16 protein-coding genes and 1 riboswitch are annotated in these 14,037 nt (G+C 63.2%); of the genes, 7 read left to right on the forward strand and 9 right to left on the reverse strand.

The annotated features are described in order from the left end of the window. Positions 1-4 precede the first annotated feature (4 nt). From AC5P7F_RS12690 to AC5P7F_RS12710, 5 genes are read right to left on the reverse strand one after another with little or no spacing between them, the layout of a single operon-like run. Complete coding sequence (locus tag AC5P7F_RS12690) at positions 5-751, reverse strand: thymidylate synthase family protein (RefSeq protein WP_228355004.1); 747 nt, start codon at positions 749-751, stop codon at positions 5-7. A 53-nt stretch (positions 752-804) separates the two neighbouring features. Then, on the reverse strand, positions 805-1,437 hold the full coding sequence (locus tag AC5P7F_RS12695) for a C1 family peptidase (RefSeq protein ID WP_481462446.1): 633 nt from the start codon (positions 1,435-1,437) through the stop codon (positions 805-807). Next, complete coding sequence (locus tag AC5P7F_RS12700) at positions 1,434-2,450, reverse strand: ImmA/IrrE family metallo-endopeptidase (protein WP_481462447.1); 1,017 nt, start codon at positions 2,448-2,450, stop codon at positions 1,434-1,436. The genes AC5P7F_RS12695 and AC5P7F_RS12700 overlap by 4 nt, the downstream gene beginning before the upstream one ends. A gap of 3 nt (positions 2,451-2,453) precedes the next feature. Further along, entirely contained in the window at positions 2,454-2,816 is a 363-nt protein-coding gene (locus AC5P7F_RS12705) for a helix-turn-helix domain-containing protein (RefSeq protein ID WP_171956720.1), read from the reverse strand. After that, complete coding sequence (locus AC5P7F_RS12710) at positions 2,809-3,090, reverse strand: hypothetical protein (protein WP_228355006.1); 282 nt, start codon at positions 3,088-3,090, stop codon at positions 2,809-2,811. Before AC5P7F_RS12710 ends, AC5P7F_RS12705 begins: the two co-directional genes overlap by 8 nt. Positions 3,091-3,394: 304 nt before the next feature. Here AC5P7F_RS12710 and AC5P7F_RS12715 point away from each other — a divergent pair, with 304 nt between their 5' ends. From AC5P7F_RS12715 to AC5P7F_RS12745, 7 genes are all read left to right on the forward strand, one after another. Continuing rightward, positions 3,395-3,664, forward strand: a complete 270-nt coding sequence (locus tag AC5P7F_RS12715) for a hypothetical protein (protein ID WP_228355007.1) — start codon at positions 3,395-3,397, stop codon at positions 3,662-3,664. A 1,524-nt stretch (positions 3,665-5,188) separates the two neighbouring features. Next, a complete protein-coding gene (locus tag AC5P7F_RS12720) occupies positions 5,189-5,764 on the forward strand; it encodes an OmpO family porin (RefSeq protein WP_005411880.1) in 576 nt (191 codons plus the stop codon). Between the two features lie 123 nt (positions 5,765-5,887). Further along, the gene (locus AC5P7F_RS12725) at positions 5,888-6,655 is read left to right on the forward strand and encodes a helix-turn-helix transcriptional regulator (RefSeq protein WP_046427864.1); all 768 of its coding nucleotides are present in this window, start codon (positions 5,888-5,890) and stop codon (positions 6,653-6,655) included. A gap of 68 nt (positions 6,656-6,723) precedes the next feature. Continuing rightward, on the forward strand, positions 6,724-7,092 hold the full coding sequence (locus AC5P7F_RS12730) for a VOC family protein (RefSeq protein ID WP_164077217.1): 369 nt from the start codon (positions 6,724-6,726) through the stop codon (positions 7,090-7,092). A 123-nt stretch (positions 7,093-7,215) separates the two neighbouring features. Then, positions 7,216-8,190 carry a Dyp-type peroxidase gene (locus AC5P7F_RS12735; protein WP_049405218.1) on the forward strand — a complete coding sequence of 325 codons (975 nt, stop codon included), beginning with the start codon at positions 7,216-7,218 and terminating at the stop codon, positions 8,188-8,190. Positions 8,191-8,220: 30 nt separating this feature from the next. Further along, a complete protein-coding gene (locus AC5P7F_RS12740; protein WP_164077218.1) occupies positions 8,221-8,565 on the forward strand; it encodes a hypothetical protein in 345 nt (114 codons plus the stop codon). 119 nt (positions 8,566-8,684) lie between these two features. Then, a complete protein-coding gene (locus tag AC5P7F_RS12745) occupies positions 8,685-9,104 on the forward strand; it encodes a hypothetical protein (RefSeq protein ID WP_046427870.1) in 420 nt (139 codons plus the stop codon). 105 nt (positions 9,105-9,209) lie between these two features. Here AC5P7F_RS12745 and pnuC read toward each other — a convergent pair whose 3' ends face one another. The 4 genes from pnuC to AC5P7F_RS12765 form a co-directional block, all read right to left on the reverse strand. After that, the gene (gene pnuC / locus AC5P7F_RS12750) at positions 9,210-9,779 is read right to left on the reverse strand and encodes a nicotinamide riboside transporter PnuC (protein WP_049441875.1); all 570 of its coding nucleotides are present in this window, start codon (positions 9,777-9,779) and stop codon (positions 9,210-9,212) included. Between the two features lie 8 nt (positions 9,780-9,787). Beyond that, complete coding sequence (locus AC5P7F_RS12755; RefSeq protein WP_164077219.1) at positions 9,788-11,977, reverse strand: TonB-dependent siderophore receptor; 2,190 nt, start codon at positions 11,975-11,977, stop codon at positions 9,788-9,790. A gap of 70 nt (positions 11,978-12,047) precedes the next feature. Further along, positions 12,048-12,143: riboswitch (TPP riboswitch) on the reverse strand. Positions 12,144-12,241: 98 nt separating this feature from the next. Beyond that, positions 12,242-13,366 carry a phosphotransferase enzyme family protein gene (locus AC5P7F_RS12760; RefSeq protein WP_053494681.1) on the reverse strand — a complete coding sequence of 375 codons (1,125 nt, stop codon included), beginning with the start codon at positions 13,364-13,366 and terminating at the stop codon, positions 12,242-12,244. A gap of 121 nt (positions 13,367-13,487) precedes the next feature. Then, positions 13,488-13,895 carry a glycine zipper 2TM domain-containing protein gene (locus tag AC5P7F_RS12765; RefSeq protein ID WP_014645533.1) on the reverse strand — a complete coding sequence of 136 codons (408 nt, stop codon included), beginning with the start codon at positions 13,893-13,895 and terminating at the stop codon, positions 13,488-13,490. Between the last annotated feature and the right edge of the window lie 142 nt (positions 13,896-14,037).

Here is a 14,037-nt window from a genome sequence, read left to right on the forward strand (position 1 = left end):
GGCTCTAAGGCAACCGTTTTATCAGCGCGGCTGCAGCATCGGCACCTCCGAACGAGCTCACATCCAAGTGAGCCAGCGTACTCACACAGGTCAAGACCCCGGGGTCGTAGCCGGACTCTTTGCTGACAAAGTGCAATAGCTGACTCAGTCCGACCAAGTTGCCAAGGGCTCTTTTCGCGTAGTGGTGCGATCGATAGACTGCGGTCAGATCGACCGCGCCCTTCGAAGGGGCGAGCTTAAAGCTCAAGTGGCTGAGACAGGGGATGTTGGTCGCGCGCCCTCCGTCTATCGCCGGCTCGTAGATGGGAAGCTCGCAACCTACTTCGCCGTCAAGTAGGTCGTTCACATCGTGAACGCCGAGCTCGTAGGCGGACAGAATTTTGCGGTCGTCCTTGGTTGTCCGGAGCTTGCTAACGATCGTTTCCAGAGGATTACTGGTCTTTCCGGATTTGGGGTGGGCGCGATCCATCATGCGCATCGCGTACGTCCCCCAGGTCCCCTGCTTCTTCCCTGACTTCATGGGCTCAAGGTAACGTTTGTAGAAGTCGGGACGGCCAAAACGCAGATATGGTCCTTGCGGAAAGATGGTCCCGGCAACTGTGAAAACGCCACCGCCATCGCCCCGGGCTCTAAGCGCACCGTCAACTTCGTTGATGACGTCCAAGTCGCCGCCGCCGAGGATCGTCGAGGAGGCAATCTCCAGGACATAGTTTCGATCCGTCCTCTGAGGGGCTTCGTTCAGGCTACGCACTGCGGAGACCCAGACAGGAACTAGCCTTTCACCCGTAAATACCTTAGCCACTCTCACCCTCCAAACGCACAGATAACGTGCTCGCGAATGTAAATTTCGGGAAGCCATGCCTGCCCGTGTGCTCCCCACTTGTCGCCCCAGCTGTTGCGAATTCGGAAATAGGGGGCGCCGTCGTCGGCCCTGCCAAGCCCAACAACTGCTACTGCATGTAGTGCGTTGGGCAGGGGCAACTGCTCAAACGTGACCACTCCGCTCGCCGGAATGAAGAAGCTTTGGGTCAACCTCATGCCGATGCCCACGGGAAGATTCCTTCGAATCGCGTCGGCAATTGAATCAGGATCGTGCGGAAGCAGATCCAGCGCTCTTCCATAGAGGCGCCAACCAATTGGCGGCAACGAAACAGGCGGTGCTGGCTCCGTTGCCTGATACGGGAAGTCCTGCTCGGTAGGTTGCCCGAACGATGCCACTTGGAGCGCGAGTCCTAAGGAGACACCATCACCCGAGGCCCAATTGGACGTTAGTGTGGCGGCACCTTGATAGACATACTCGGGACTCAGCACCTCACCCTGCGGAGCGAATCGGAGATTTAGCTCCGATAGGGCGAACGCAATACAGATCGGGCGCTGCCCTTGGTCGCGTGCAGCATTGTTTGCCTGCGGCAGGGCTATTTCTTCCTTGATGATCAAGCTATCGACGCCTCGCTCAACAAGTTCCGCTTAGCGACTCGTGTCAGACCAGGCTCGATTTGCTCAAATTTAGCACTCGTTTCGAACGTCGCGATAGCTTCGCCCCCCTTCAACCAAGGCCGCTGCTCTTGCATAGAAAAGGCACGCGTTTCGCCGTCTGGAAGACTTGCTGGGTCGTCGTAGGTCAGTAGAAATTCCGCGGTGGCTGCGCCGAAAACGATCTGCCTCGGATCGACCACCTCTTCGGTTCGACACGATATCGGGCGAATCTGGAAACCTTCCGATGCTAGCTCAGTCAACGACCAGAGGTAGCCCGATGAGGCGTTGCTTCTCAAACGAACCAAGACCTGGTCATCCGCGCGCGGCTCCAGCACGCTCGCCCGATCACTTTCGTCGAGGAGCCATACCTCCCTACGAGATTCAAAATTTTGTCCTTTGAGCAGCGCCTGTTTGATGTCGATCGGCTGGATCTTCAGGAGTTCCTTGACCTCACCAGTATGCAAGAGTTTTTGTCGCGCGAGAGACCAAGCCGTCGCCGTATAGCTAATTCCGAGCCTCAGAGACAGCTGGTAAAGTGTAACCGGGTGCTTGAGTGACTGAATGCTCCAGCCCTTTCGGCGCATGATATTTGCGAGCAGACTGCGAGAGGTCAACAGTTGGTAAGCGAACCAATCCGCCTCCTGTTCCTGACGTTCCACTTTGGGCCCAAATTCCATCGAATCGTCGGCTGTAGTGCCGTGACCCATGAAGTAATGTCCGAGCTCGTGGGCACACGTCAGGTGGATCAGTCCCGCCGACCGCTCGGAATTGACGAGGATGCCGGACACCTCGTCTCGGATGAACGCCCCGAGAAGCTTGTCCATGGGTCGCAGAAGTACAGGAACGCCTTCCCTCCCTGCGATTAAAAAGGGATCGACACGCGTATAGCCATCGTGCTCCACACGGGCCTTGGCACCGGAGTCTTGATAGATCTCAGCGGCTCGCCTAGCGGCGTTCTTGATGTGAGGGAGCATTCCTTACTCCTTTCGACTGACCTTGGTTGATTGCTTCAAAAATTCGGCGAAACGCGCCACCTCATCGAGGTCACGGCCTGAGAGACCCTTGATTGCCCGCGCCAGGAAAGCCAACTGCTCCGGTGCTTGCGGCGGTGGCTCCCTCCCGGTGAGCAAGTATTCAAGCGTCCTTCGGTACAAGCGCGCCATGATGTTTAGTTCAGTCGCCTCCACTTTTCGACTGCCAGATTCGATATGAGTTACCGCTGGACGCGAGATCCCAAGGGCGATGGCAACTTCCTCCTGAGATAGACCTACATACTCCCGAGACTGCCGCAGCCGCTCCGCCATCCCTGCCCGCTGAGCATCCTTTTCGAGACTAGTCATCGGGATGCTCCGCCACGTAGTTTAGAACCTCCGCGGTCAATTGTTCGACGAATTGCTCCCGCGATTCATATCCACCTTTGCGGATCACGATGTCCGCTGGAATCTTTCGATTGAGCAACTTGTCGATTTCCAGCATCACCTCCATCACGGTCAATGAATCCAAGGGCGCACCGATCAGGGAGCCAGTGTCTTGAGGATCCTCACCGACATCAATCGCCATATCGTCCCAGAACTTCTCAAGACACGCTTCGATTTCCTGCTTTTTGTCGTTCATAATCCACCAGGATCGCATCATGAATGTACGAAAACCGTACCACCGTTCAACTTCTGTAAAAAGAGCCATAGCCTAGGTTTCCGACAAACGGCAGGGGAGAGGTAATCTCCCGAGAACGCTCATCCGCGTCGATAGGGTGCCGCTCCCTGGGTGTCGCTTGTCCTGACCGAATTCTGCCCAGCATCTGCTGCTGGGCCCAACTGCATACCCGGCAGAGCAACGCCGCGCCGAGGGCCTGCATGTGGTGGCGGGTGTCTGCTCCCGGTATCGTTGTTAGCAACGTCACATCCGCAAGGAACGGGCTATGTCGCGTCAGCGAACCATTTCGTACAACACTGGCCTCGGGGTTGATGGGAGACCAAAGGCAATTACAGCTAATTACTACCTGGCCACGACTAAGGATGTGATGCAGTTCTATTGCTTCGATGAACCGGCAGAACAGGGCAGCGAGGGCAGGTGGGAGCTCATCGATCATTTGGATCGAACGCGTCTACTCGGCGCCGGTGACAAGGCGACGGCCAAGACTTGGGCTAAGCGCCTGGGCCTCAAGTCTTGGACCTATGTCCGCGTCTGACCTCTTAGGCGGGCCACCTGAGTAGGGGTATGGGCCGGACTAACTGGCGAAGCCCTTTGCGGTCCTGACGTGGCGAAAACCTTGCAAGTCGAGCGACAGCCGTTCGCTCTGTCCTAGCCACCCAGTGCTTGCCCGCCTGTACCTCGCCGATAAAGGATGGACTGCGCCATGCGTTCTAGTTGGGGCATTTCTAAAGTCTGCTCGTTGTCGGAAATAGACATCAGGCAGGGACGGGATTACAAAGATCTATAGAGGATAGGACGGATGCCCCCTTCTGGCCGGTAGCGGTAGTCGTCTCGCGATGGCAGCGTCCGCCCCATTGCGGACGTTCGAAACCCCACTCTGGGTGCGTTCCGTCCCTGATCGCTCGATCCGGCTATGCGTCGGCGTGCTAGCCGGACCCGGCAGCCATAAGATTGAGCGGCATCAACGGAATAGTCCGCCATACGGTGTGCTGTGAAGATGACGAATTACCGGATCCCGAGGTCCGTCTATTGGGTGGCTAGGGGATCTGATGCAGTGCTTCGCGACTACAAGGGGCCAAAAACGTTGCCGCTTGATTCAGGCGTTAGGCGGCTTCGCCGGCCTGGGGCTTAACAAAACATTTACACTTTAGCCATTCGGGAGTATGATTGGGGCTGAGAAGTCTTCGGAGGTGAGGACGGTTCGAATCCGTCGCTGCTGAGAAAGTCTGCCTGTTTGTTGTTTGCTAGTGTTGTCCTAGGAGTCATGGCAAGTTCGCCATCGACAATTACCAATGCCATCATCAACCTTGCAGGAGGTATCAATATGGAAACAATCCTTTCTTTTAAAGCAGTCTTTTTTGCTACAACCCAGTCAGCCACAGTAATTGCATCATCAGTAATGGCAGGCTTGGCAGTGAATGGCGTAACTCCCCACCTACACTAAAGCGTCCTTCGGGACGCTTTTTTTTTGCGTAAGTTCGGGGCGCCGCCTAACATCTCGTTCGAGGCGGACGGCTTCGCCGCCGCTCAACTCCAGCGCTTCGAACGTTCGCTCCTGGCCGGAAGCAGCCATCAGCGGCAAGAGGGATATTTTGCGTGGGGCGACAGCGTCCGATACATAGCGGACGTTACCATGGAGACGTCAGCCTCTCTTGCTCCGGATTCGGCACCACTGAACCGAATGCTTAGTCCGACCTTCACTGCCCCCGGCCCTCCAAAAGCCGCGTGAGGGTCTCCCCCAATTGTTGGGCGTCTTCCTGCCTGGCCATTGTCGAGGCCCAATGAGCGGTGGACGCCAGACCCCTTGGGTTCCTGCAACCATAGGTTTTCAGCCCTTGCGCAACCATAGGTTCAGCAAAAACGCAAACCTATGGTTGCCCGTCTACGCGTGCGGCATGTGGAGTTCCCTGAACGCCAGCCTTATTTATACACCAGTCAGTTCAATATTCAGGGTCGATTAGACCCCCTAACGGATAATTCACACCTGTCGACCGCCTCCTCTCTCTCCCCCCTCCCGGGAGGCGGCCGACGAAACCAAAATAATTAAAGGTGTGTCCCGATGAACAAGAATTCGCTGCTCGCCCTGGGTCTCCTGGCTGCCCTGCCGTTCGCTGCATCGGCAACCGACGGCCTGTCGTACAACTACGTTGAAGGCGGCTACGTGAACACCGATGCCAAGGGCGGCGACGCCGATGGCTGGAAGGTGAAGGGTTCCGTGGCGGTGCACCCGAACTTCCACATCTTCGGCGACTACAGCGCGCAGGAGACCGACAAGTTCAAGAATGACGTCGACCAGTGGCGCATCGGTGCCGGCTACAACTACGGCATCGCACCGAACACCGACCTGGTGGCCCGCGTTGCGTACCAGAAGTTCGACATGAAGCATGGCCTGGACTTCAACGGCTATTCGACCGAAGTCGGCGTGCGCACCGCGTTCAACCCGTACGTGGAAGGCTACGTGATGGCCGGCTACGAGGACTACACCAAGAAGCACGGCATCAACCCGGACGGCGAGTTCTACGGCCGCGTCGGCGCCACCGCCAAGTTCAACCAGAACTGGGGCCTGAGCGGCGAAGTGAAGCTGGCCAAGGCCGGCGACCGCGAGTGGTTCGTGGGCCCGCGCTTCACCTGGTAACAAACGCCTGTCGTTAGTGCGTGTTGTGCTGGCGTGTGACTCTCTCTCTCTCCCACACGCCAACCGAAGCCCGGCCTCGCGCCGGGCTTCACTTTTATGGGCCCCGTGGCGCCACAATGCGGCATGGGCGACCCTTCCTCTCTTGCAGGCACCGGCACGACCTACCAGGAACATCTGACGCCTGCGCCGCTGCGCGGCCACTTTGGCCAGCTGTGGCAGAGCCAGCTTCCTGCCGATGCCGATGGGCACATCACCGTATTGCCCGATGGCTGCGTGGATATCCTCTGGCGCGACGGTGCGCTGTTCGTCGTCGGCCCGGACCGTGTGGCCGCGCACCCGGCGCTGGCACCCGGTGCGCAGGTGCTGGGCGCACGCTTCCGCCCCGGCCAGGCATTGGCCGCGCTGGGCCTGCCTTTGGCCGGGATCATCGGCCAGGCCGTGCCACTGGCTGATCTGAAGGGCGCGTGGGCGAACAAGGCGGCGGCCTCCATCGGCGACACCGCGCCTGCACAGCGCCTGCAGCGAATGGCGCACTGCCTGCAACAGCACATGGGTGCGGCCGCGCTCGATACGCCGGCGCAGCGCGCCCATGTCCTGTTCCAAGCGCTCGCCGCGGGTAATGCCACGCTGGATACGCTGGCGGCGCAGTTGGGCCTGAGCCCGCGCAGCCTGCGGCGTTTCAGCCAGTCGCAGTTCGGCTACGGCGCCAAGACGCTGGAGCGGATCCTGCGGCTGCAACGTTTCCTGCGCCAGAGTCGCGCGCTGCCACAGCATTCGTTGGCGATGCTGGCCGCTGATGCCGGCTATGCCGACCAGGCCCATCTCAGCCGCGAGGCGCGCGAGCTGACTGGCATGACCGCCAGCGAGCTGCGCCTGGAGTGGGGACAATGATGGCCGTTTTGTTCAAGACCGCCGTGCCGCGCTGACCGAAGCTGGGGTTCCAATCACGGAGCAACCTCATGAGCCACGAAGCTACCCACGAAGCCGAACGCCGCATCGACAACATCGAATTCAACGTCGCCGACATCGCCCGCAGCAAACGCTTCTACGGCGAGGTGTTCGGCTGGCAGTTCACCGACTATGGTCCGTCCTACACCGAGTTCGACGATGGCCGGCTGAAGGGCGGCTTCGTGTCTGACGCGCCGTTGCGTGCTCACGGAGGACCGCTGGTGATCCTGTACTGCGCGGACCTGGCCGACGCACAGCAGCGCGTGGTCGCCGCCGGTGGCGAAGTGGTGCAGGCGGTGCTCGCCTTCCCCGGGGGCCGCCGCTTCCACTTCCGCGATCTGGATGGCTACGAACTGGCGGTCTGGAGTGATGTGGACTGAGGTCTTCGTACCTTCGCCGGTGGACGGAACGAGAACCGCTCCGTCCCCGGTCAGGCGGTTCCGCTATGATCGCCCGCACATCGCCACACGCGATGCGTCCGCCTCAAGCCAGCAGGAACCGCCGTGAACTCCCAGCCCGCACCGATCACCGCCGTCAACCACACGCTCGACAACGAGCCGCAGCAGATCACTGCGCCGCTCACCCATTCGGCGGCGTTCCTGGTGCTGAAGGTGAAGGATGACGAGGCGTCGATCGCCAAGGCGCGCGAGGTGCTGGCCAGCACCGATGACCTGATCAAGAACACCGCCATCCGCGAGATCGAGCGCACCTTCACCTGCAACGTGGCCATCGGCCATCGCGTGTGGCAGCCGCTGGTAGGCTCCACGCCGCCCCGCGAGCTGAAGCCGTTCCGCGAGATCAAGGGCGCGACCCACACCGCCGTGTCCACGCCCGGTGACCTGCTGTACCACATCCGCGCACGCACCATGGACCTGATCGTGGCCTTCGAGCGCAACCTGCTGATGGCCTTCGGCGATGCGGTCGAAGCGGTCGATGATGTCGCCGGTTTCCGCTACTTCGATGGCCGCGACCTGCTCGACTTCGTCGATGGCACCGCCAATCCAGAAGGGCTGTCGTTGCCGGAAGCCACGATCGTGGGTGACGAGGACCCGGAGCATGCCGGCGGCAGTTACGTGGTGGTGCAGAAGTACCTGCACAACCTCGATGCGTGGCGCGCGCAGAAGACCGAGGCGCAGGAGGCGATCATCGGCCGCACCAAGCACGACAACATCGAGCTGGACGACGCGCCGGCCGATGCGCAGAAATCGCACAAGACGCTATGCACCATCGAGGATGCCGACGGCGAGCACGAGATCCTGCGCGACAACATGCCGTTCGCCAACCCGGGCCGCGGCGAGTACGGCACCTACTTCATCGGCTACACGCGCCGCCTGTGGGTGATCGAGAAGATGCTCGAGCGCATGTTCATCGGTAATCCTGCACCGCTGCACGACCGCATCCTCGACTTCTCCACCGCCACCACCGGCGTGACCTTCTTCGCGCCCTCGCGCAAGGTGCTGGCCGACCTGGGCGAGTGATCAACGCACGCGTATGCATCTGGAGGACGTATGTCTGTCTTGAGAGCCCCATTCCTGGCGGCATTGTTCATGGGCATCGCCGGCTGCTCGACAGCACCTGGTCTGCTTGAACAAGCACCCGAGTCATTTGCTTCTTCGAAATCGGTACAGCAGGTCACCGTCTGCCTGTCCCAGACGTGGACACAACGCAATAAGGTCGTGCGCGTGCTGCCCACTGAATCCGGGCAGCGCATTGTCATCGACAACCCTGTGAACCATGGGGTGATTGCCATTGTCGAGCTTGCCTCTGTCCCGGCTGGTACGTCTGCACGCTACTGGAAGGGTGCAGGTCTCACCGGCTGGACACGTGATGATCTGAAGGCCTGCCTGGACTGATCGAAGGCAATCCCTCGCAATCGGGCAAGCTCGACGCGCGGCGCCATCATGGCCCGCCATCTGCCTGTCATCTAGGGCGCCGACCATGGCGCGCTGGATGGGAGCGCAGGAGGCAGGTGATGGCCATGGCAGGGAACAGGACCGGCATGCGCCGCTGGTGGCGGCCTCTGGCTGCAGTATTCGGCGCGTTGGCACTGGGGAGTGCCGCAGTGTCCGCACAGGAAGCCCCTGCGCACTGGATGGCCTACGCCGCCTCCGTGGGAGGCCAGCTGCAGCAGCGCCTGCAGCAGGAGCACGATCCGCAGGCACAGCGCGTGCTGGAATGGCTGCAGGCACACGCTGACACGCCGACGCCGCTACCGGTGAGCGTGTGGATCGCGGCGGATGGCCGTATTTCGAAACTGGAATTCGACAGCCTGGGCGATGCCCAGGTCGACGCCGACCTGCGCGCGACGCTGCAGGCCGCGCCGTTGCAGGCGGCACCGCCGGCCGACATGCGCCAGCCGCTGCGCCTGGGCCTGCTGCTGGAGCCGAAGTAGATCCACGCCATGCGTGGATGTGGTGGGTAGATGCCGACCTTGGTCGGCAGGCGCGCGGCAACCCAGGTTGGCGACTACCGGTAGCCCGCCACGCATGGCGTGGCTCTATTGCGTTGCCACCTGTGGCTCGCGCGCGGCGGCGCTCCATGCGCGCAGGCCGAACACGGCCAGGCCGAGGAAGAACACGTACAGTGCCGCGGTCACGTGCAGCGACTTGAACAGGTACGCACCCACATAGACCACGTCCACCGCGATCCACACCCACCAGCAGGCCACGTGGCGGCGTGCCTGCCACCACTGGCCGACCAGGCTCAGCGCGGTCAGCATCGCGTCCAGCCAGGGCAGCGCGGCATCGGTGAAGGTGTGCATGGCCGCACCCAGCGCCACGCCACCGCACAGGCCGAAGGCCAGGTCGCGCAGCAGCGTGCCGCGTGCCAGTGGCACGATGCGGATGCTGCCCTCATCGGCGGCGTGCTGCCGCCAGTTGAGCCAGCCGTAGACCAGGAAGCCACCGAAGGCGACCTGCAGCAGGGTGTCCGAGTACAGCTTGGCCTCGGCGAACACCAGCCCATACAGCGCCACCGACAGCAGGCCCACCGGCCACGCTGCCAGCCGGCGCCGGGCCATCAGCCAGACGCCGAGGATGCTGCACAGCGCGGCGGTCCACTCGAGCATCACGCCGCTCACAGCGCGAACGTCACCGACAGGCGGGCCTGTCGCGGTGCACCGGGGAACAGGTAGTAGTCACCGCCGCTGCTGCCGGTATCGCGCCAGTAGAAGCGGTTGAATACGTTGTCCACCGACAGGTTCCAGGTCACCGCGCGTTCGTGCAGGCGATGCTGGAAGCGCAGGCCGGCATCGAACACCGAGTAGTCCGGTGCGCGTACGCCGCCGTCGGCGCGGGCCACGTTGGCACCGGCATAGCGCCAGCCGCCGGTCACATCCAGGCCCTGCACGAACGGCAACGCGTAGGCCACGTGCACGCTGGCGCGCACCTTCGGCACGTTCACCAGCTGATGGCCCTCATAGGCCGGCGTGCCGGTGTCGCGCGCCCGGGCCTGCAGCATGCTGGCGCTGGCCACGATCTGCAGTGCGTCGGTCAGCTGGCCGTTGGCGGTCAGCTCCAGGCCGGTGTGGGTCTGCGTGCCTTCCTCGACGAAGGTGTAGCCGACGTCGCTGCTGTCGGGCCTGGCGTACTGGTACGGCTGCGAGATGCGGAACACGGCTGCGCCCAGGGTCAGCGCCTCGACCGGCACGTACTTCACGCCTACTTCCAGCTGGCGCGACTGCACCGACGGCAGGAAAGTGTCGGCATTGCTGGTCCAGAACGGCGCTTCCTGGCCCAGCGAAGTGCCGCGCACATAGCTGGCATAGGCGTTGAGCTGGTCGGTGGCCTTCCACACCACGGCGGTCTGCGGCAGGAAGCGCGACAGGCGGCTGTGCCGCTGCGGAACGCCACGCTTGTCGTAGGCACGCTCGTCCAGGCGCACGAAGCGGCCACCGGCCAACCACTGCCAGTCATCGCCAAAGCTCATCCGGTCCAGCGCGAAGAACGCGGTCTGGCGGCTGTCCAGGCGTCGTGCGGAGGGGCCGGGCATCTTCGGCGACGGCTCGAACACGGGCACCTGCGGGTCGTGGATGTTGCTGGTGCCGACGTACTCGTTGACGCTCGGGCGCTTGTCCACGGTGCGGCGGAAGTAGTCGGCACCGAGGGTCAGCTGATGGCCGACGCTGCCGGTCTCGAAGCGGCCACGCAGCTCGGCACGGGCCTGCTGGTTGCGGCGGGTGTCGTCCGGGCTGCGGTAGTCGTAGACATCGTAGTCGCCGTTGGGCGCGAAGTAGTTGCCTGGCACGCTGCCATCGGCGCACTGCACGGCGTAGTAGCAGCCGTAGGCGAAGGCGACGTTGTCATCGATCACCGAGCGGCTGTGGCCGACCGAGACGCGCGACTGCCAGGCATCGTTGAAGTCGTAGGTATGCAGCGCGGTGATGTTGGTGCTGGCGATATCCACCGGGCGCTGCCACGGCTGGTAGCCGAGCAGGTGCTCGCGGTCGACACCGCGCGGCAGGTCACGCGCGCCCAGCAGCTGGTAGCCGGACACCGAGCGCTGCGAGCTGGTCTGGTAGTTGGCATCCACTTCCAGCTTGCCGCGCTCGCCGATCAGCCAGTCGGCGGCCAGCGAGTAGAAGTTGCGGCGGCCATCGGCGTGCGCGACGTAGGAATTGCTGGAGTCCCATGCGGCATTCAGGCGCAGGCCGAAACGCGGGGTGATCCAGTGGCCGACATCGACGGCGACGTAGCGTGAGCCTTCCGAATCGGTGCCGAGCGTGGCGGTGCGTACTTCAGCCGGGCGCTTGCCGATGTAGTTGATGATCCCGCCCGGCGCCATCACCCCTGCCGCCAGGCCGGCTTCACCCTTGAGGATCTCGACCGACTGCACGTTCTCCAGCGCCAAGCGTTGCTCGCCGGCGATGGACAGCCCGTTGAAGCGGTAGCCGGTGGCGGCGTCCAGCGCGAAGCCGCGGATGGCGATGTTCTGGTAGTAGCCCACAGGTGCATACGCATCACCCAGCGAGGCATCGTTGCTGGCCAGCTCGGACAGCGAACGTACCTGGCGACGTTCGAGATAGTCGCGCTCGAGCACGTTCACCGAAGCCGGCGTGTCCTTCCACGAACCGCCGCCGAAGGCATTCACGCGCGAGGTATCGGCCTTCGGCTTGCCGGCCTCCACGCGCACCGCCGCCAGTTCGGTCGGCGAGCGTTCGGCACCAGTGGCAGCCGCATCGGTGGTGGCCTCGGCCTCGCTGGCATGCAGCGGCAGCGCGGCGCAGAGGGCGAGTGAGAGCAGGGTGGGGCGCAGGCAGCGGTTCATTCGGTTCGTCTTCGGACAACAAGGGAGACGAAGCGACGGCGCGCAGGTGCACCGGCCCATGATGGGGGTGTGGCTGCGGCTCAAAGCTCCCTACGCCGGTGCAAACCGGATCAGGTTCCAAGGGACTCTCTCAGCCTGGCAGATCCAGGCACCCCCGCTTCAGGTGACCATTTCACTACAAATGGTACGGATTTGCGAGCGCCAGCCGGGGTCAGATCCCTTTCCTGCGGAAAGGGATCTGACCGCAACGCTGCGTCAACCGGATCACGCGACGGCGTGCAGGGCCTGCAGCAGTGCCCGCCCCGGCGCGCTGTGGAACCACGCCGGATGGCCCAGCATGAAGGGCTGCCAGGCCACGTCGGCATTCGCGGTTGAGCGGGTGACACCTTCGAAGTACTCCACTTCGGACAGTGCGAAGTCGAAATGGACCATTGGCAGCAGGTCGGCCAGCAGGTGCACGCGTGCCGCCGACAACGGCAGCACCTCGCGGTAGCCGTCGAGCAGGGCCAGCGCGATATCGATGCGCACTGCCTCCATGCCGCGCTCCAGTTCCAGCCACGCCACTGCGTTGCGCTCGATCGCGGTGGCGAGGTCGAACAGCGCGCTGGTGGGCGACGCCAGGCCGAAATCCAGCACGGTGCTGACCTCGCCGTTGCGCCACAGCAGGTTGGAGACATGCCAGTCGTTGTGCGCCCACAGCCGGGGCTCGGCGCGCAGGCGCTCGGCCAGGCCGGCGTGCCACGGCAGCACGTCGCGCTGCAGCTGTGCTTCCCATGGAATGCGCGCGAGATAGCGTGCCAGCCCGGGACGTTCATCCAGTCCTGCCTTGATGGCGGCGATCGGATCGTCGGCACGGATCAGGTCGTCGCGCGCCACCAGCAGATGGGTGCTGCGCTGGGGCGCGTGGTAGCTGGCGGCGGCACGGTGCAGCTGTGCGAGCGTGCGCCCTGCTTCGCGGGCCTGCGCGACATCGGTCAACAGCGACCACGACACCGCGTCGCGATACAGGTCGTCGCCCACGCCGACATCGTGCAGTTCAAACGTCCATTCGCCGTGTTCGACCGCAGTGTGGCCATCGGTGGCCGGCAGCACCTGCACCACTGGCACGCCGGCGGCGGCGAGATGGGCGATGAAGTGGTGTTCTTCTTCCAGACAGGCCGCGCTGCGCACGCTGTGGTGGTGGCGCTTGATGAACACCGCGCCGCGCGTGCCGTCGACGATGGCGGCGGCAGACAGCGGCCGCGGGCTGTGCCAGCGCGGTTGGCTGTGCCCGCCCAGCTGCGGGTAACGCGTACTCAGCCACGCGATGTCCGCCGCGCTGATCGGTGGCCAGTCGGCAGCGACCTCGTCGTTGTTGAGGCCCTGCACGCGGTGGGAGGAAGACGTCATGCCACAGTCCGATCGGGAAAGTCACATCCAAGGCTGCGCATTCAACGCCATACGCGTGGCCAACGCAAACGGGCGGGTCATCGACCCGCCCGTCTCCGCGTCATCGGTATGTCGGCGCTGCTTACCAGCCGCGATGGCGGCCGCGGTCGTGGTAGTAGCGGTTGTCGTAGTAGCGCTCACGCTGCCAGCGGCGGTCATCGCCACGGTCGTAGTAGCCACTGCGGTAGTAGCCACGGTCGTAACGGCGATCGTAGCGGTCGTCGTAACGGCGATTGTCGTAGTAACGGCGGTCGCGGCGGTCGGAGGTGGTCAGGTTGCCGATCGCGCCGCCGGCCACGGCACCGCCGACGGTGGCCGCAGGGTCGCCGTTGGACAGCAGGTTGCCGGCCACGCCACCGACCACGGCGCCGACCAGGGTGCGCTTGTCCTTCCTCGACATCGCGCTGGCATCGCTGACCACGGCGACACCGGCAACCAGTGCCAGGGCCATCGCCAGGCCACGGAAGCTGAGTGTGGAAGTACTGAGCATGTTCGGTTCTCCTGTGAGGTGCATGCCACGCTGGGCAGGGAGGGCGCGGGGCGCCCCGGCTGCCGTGGAGACCACGCTGGCGTTCCGACATTGCCGGAACATTGCCTGGCCTACCGGGCGGCTTGCGCATTCATCTAGCGGC

The sequence above is a fragment of the Stenotrophomonas sp. YJH_SMC_105-26 genome (assembly GCF_059368915.1).

What these genes read in the sequence shown, in the direction of transcription:
- AC5P7F_RS12745 (WP_046427870.1), top strand. Translation starts at nt 8,685, where the DNA reads ATGGCCATGGCAGGGAACAGGACCGGCATGCGCCGCTGGTGGCGGCCT.
- AC5P7F_RS12760 (WP_053494681.1), bottom strand. Translation starts at nt 13,366, where the DNA reads ATGACGTCTTCCTCCCACCGCGTGCAGGGCCTCAACAACGACGAGGTC.
- AC5P7F_RS12765 (WP_014645533.1), bottom strand. Translation starts at nt 13,895, where the DNA reads ATGCTCAGTACTTCCACACTCAGCTTCCGTGGCCTGGCGATGGCCCTG.
- AC5P7F_RS12705 (WP_171956720.1), bottom strand. Translation starts at nt 2,816, where the DNA reads ATGACTAGTCTCGAAAAGGATGCTCAGCGGGCAGGGATGGCGGAGCGG.
- AC5P7F_RS12740 (WP_164077218.1), top strand. Translation starts at nt 8,221, where the DNA reads ATGTCTGTCTTGAGAGCCCCATTCCTGGCGGCATTGTTCATGGGCATC.
- pnuC (WP_049441875.1), bottom strand. Translation starts at nt 9,779, where the DNA reads ATGCTCGAGTGGACCGCCGCGCTGTGCAGCATCCTCGGCGTCTGGCTG.
- AC5P7F_RS12715 (WP_228355007.1), top strand. Translation starts at nt 3,395, where the DNA reads ATGTCGCGTCAGCGAACCATTTCGTACAACACTGGCCTCGGGGTTGAT.
- AC5P7F_RS12700 (WP_481462447.1), bottom strand. Translation starts at nt 2,450, where the DNA reads ATGCTCCCTCACATCAAGAACGCCGCTAGGCGAGCCGCTGAGATCTAT.
- AC5P7F_RS12725 (WP_046427864.1), top strand. Translation starts at nt 5,888, where the DNA reads ATGGGCGACCCTTCCTCTCTTGCAGGCACCGGCACGACCTACCAGGAA.
- AC5P7F_RS12730 (WP_164077217.1), top strand. Translation starts at nt 6,724, where the DNA reads ATGAGCCACGAAGCTACCCACGAAGCCGAACGCCGCATCGACAACATC.
- AC5P7F_RS12720 (WP_005411880.1), top strand. Translation starts at nt 5,189, where the DNA reads ATGAACAAGAATTCGCTGCTCGCCCTGGGTCTCCTGGCTGCCCTGCCG.
- AC5P7F_RS12710 (WP_228355006.1), bottom strand. Translation starts at nt 3,090, where the DNA reads ATGAACGACAAAAAGCAGGAAATCGAAGCGTGTCTTGAGAAGTTCTGG.
- AC5P7F_RS12755 (WP_164077219.1), bottom strand. Translation starts at nt 11,977, where the DNA reads ATGAACCGCTGCCTGCGCCCCACCCTGCTCTCACTCGCCCTCTGCGCC.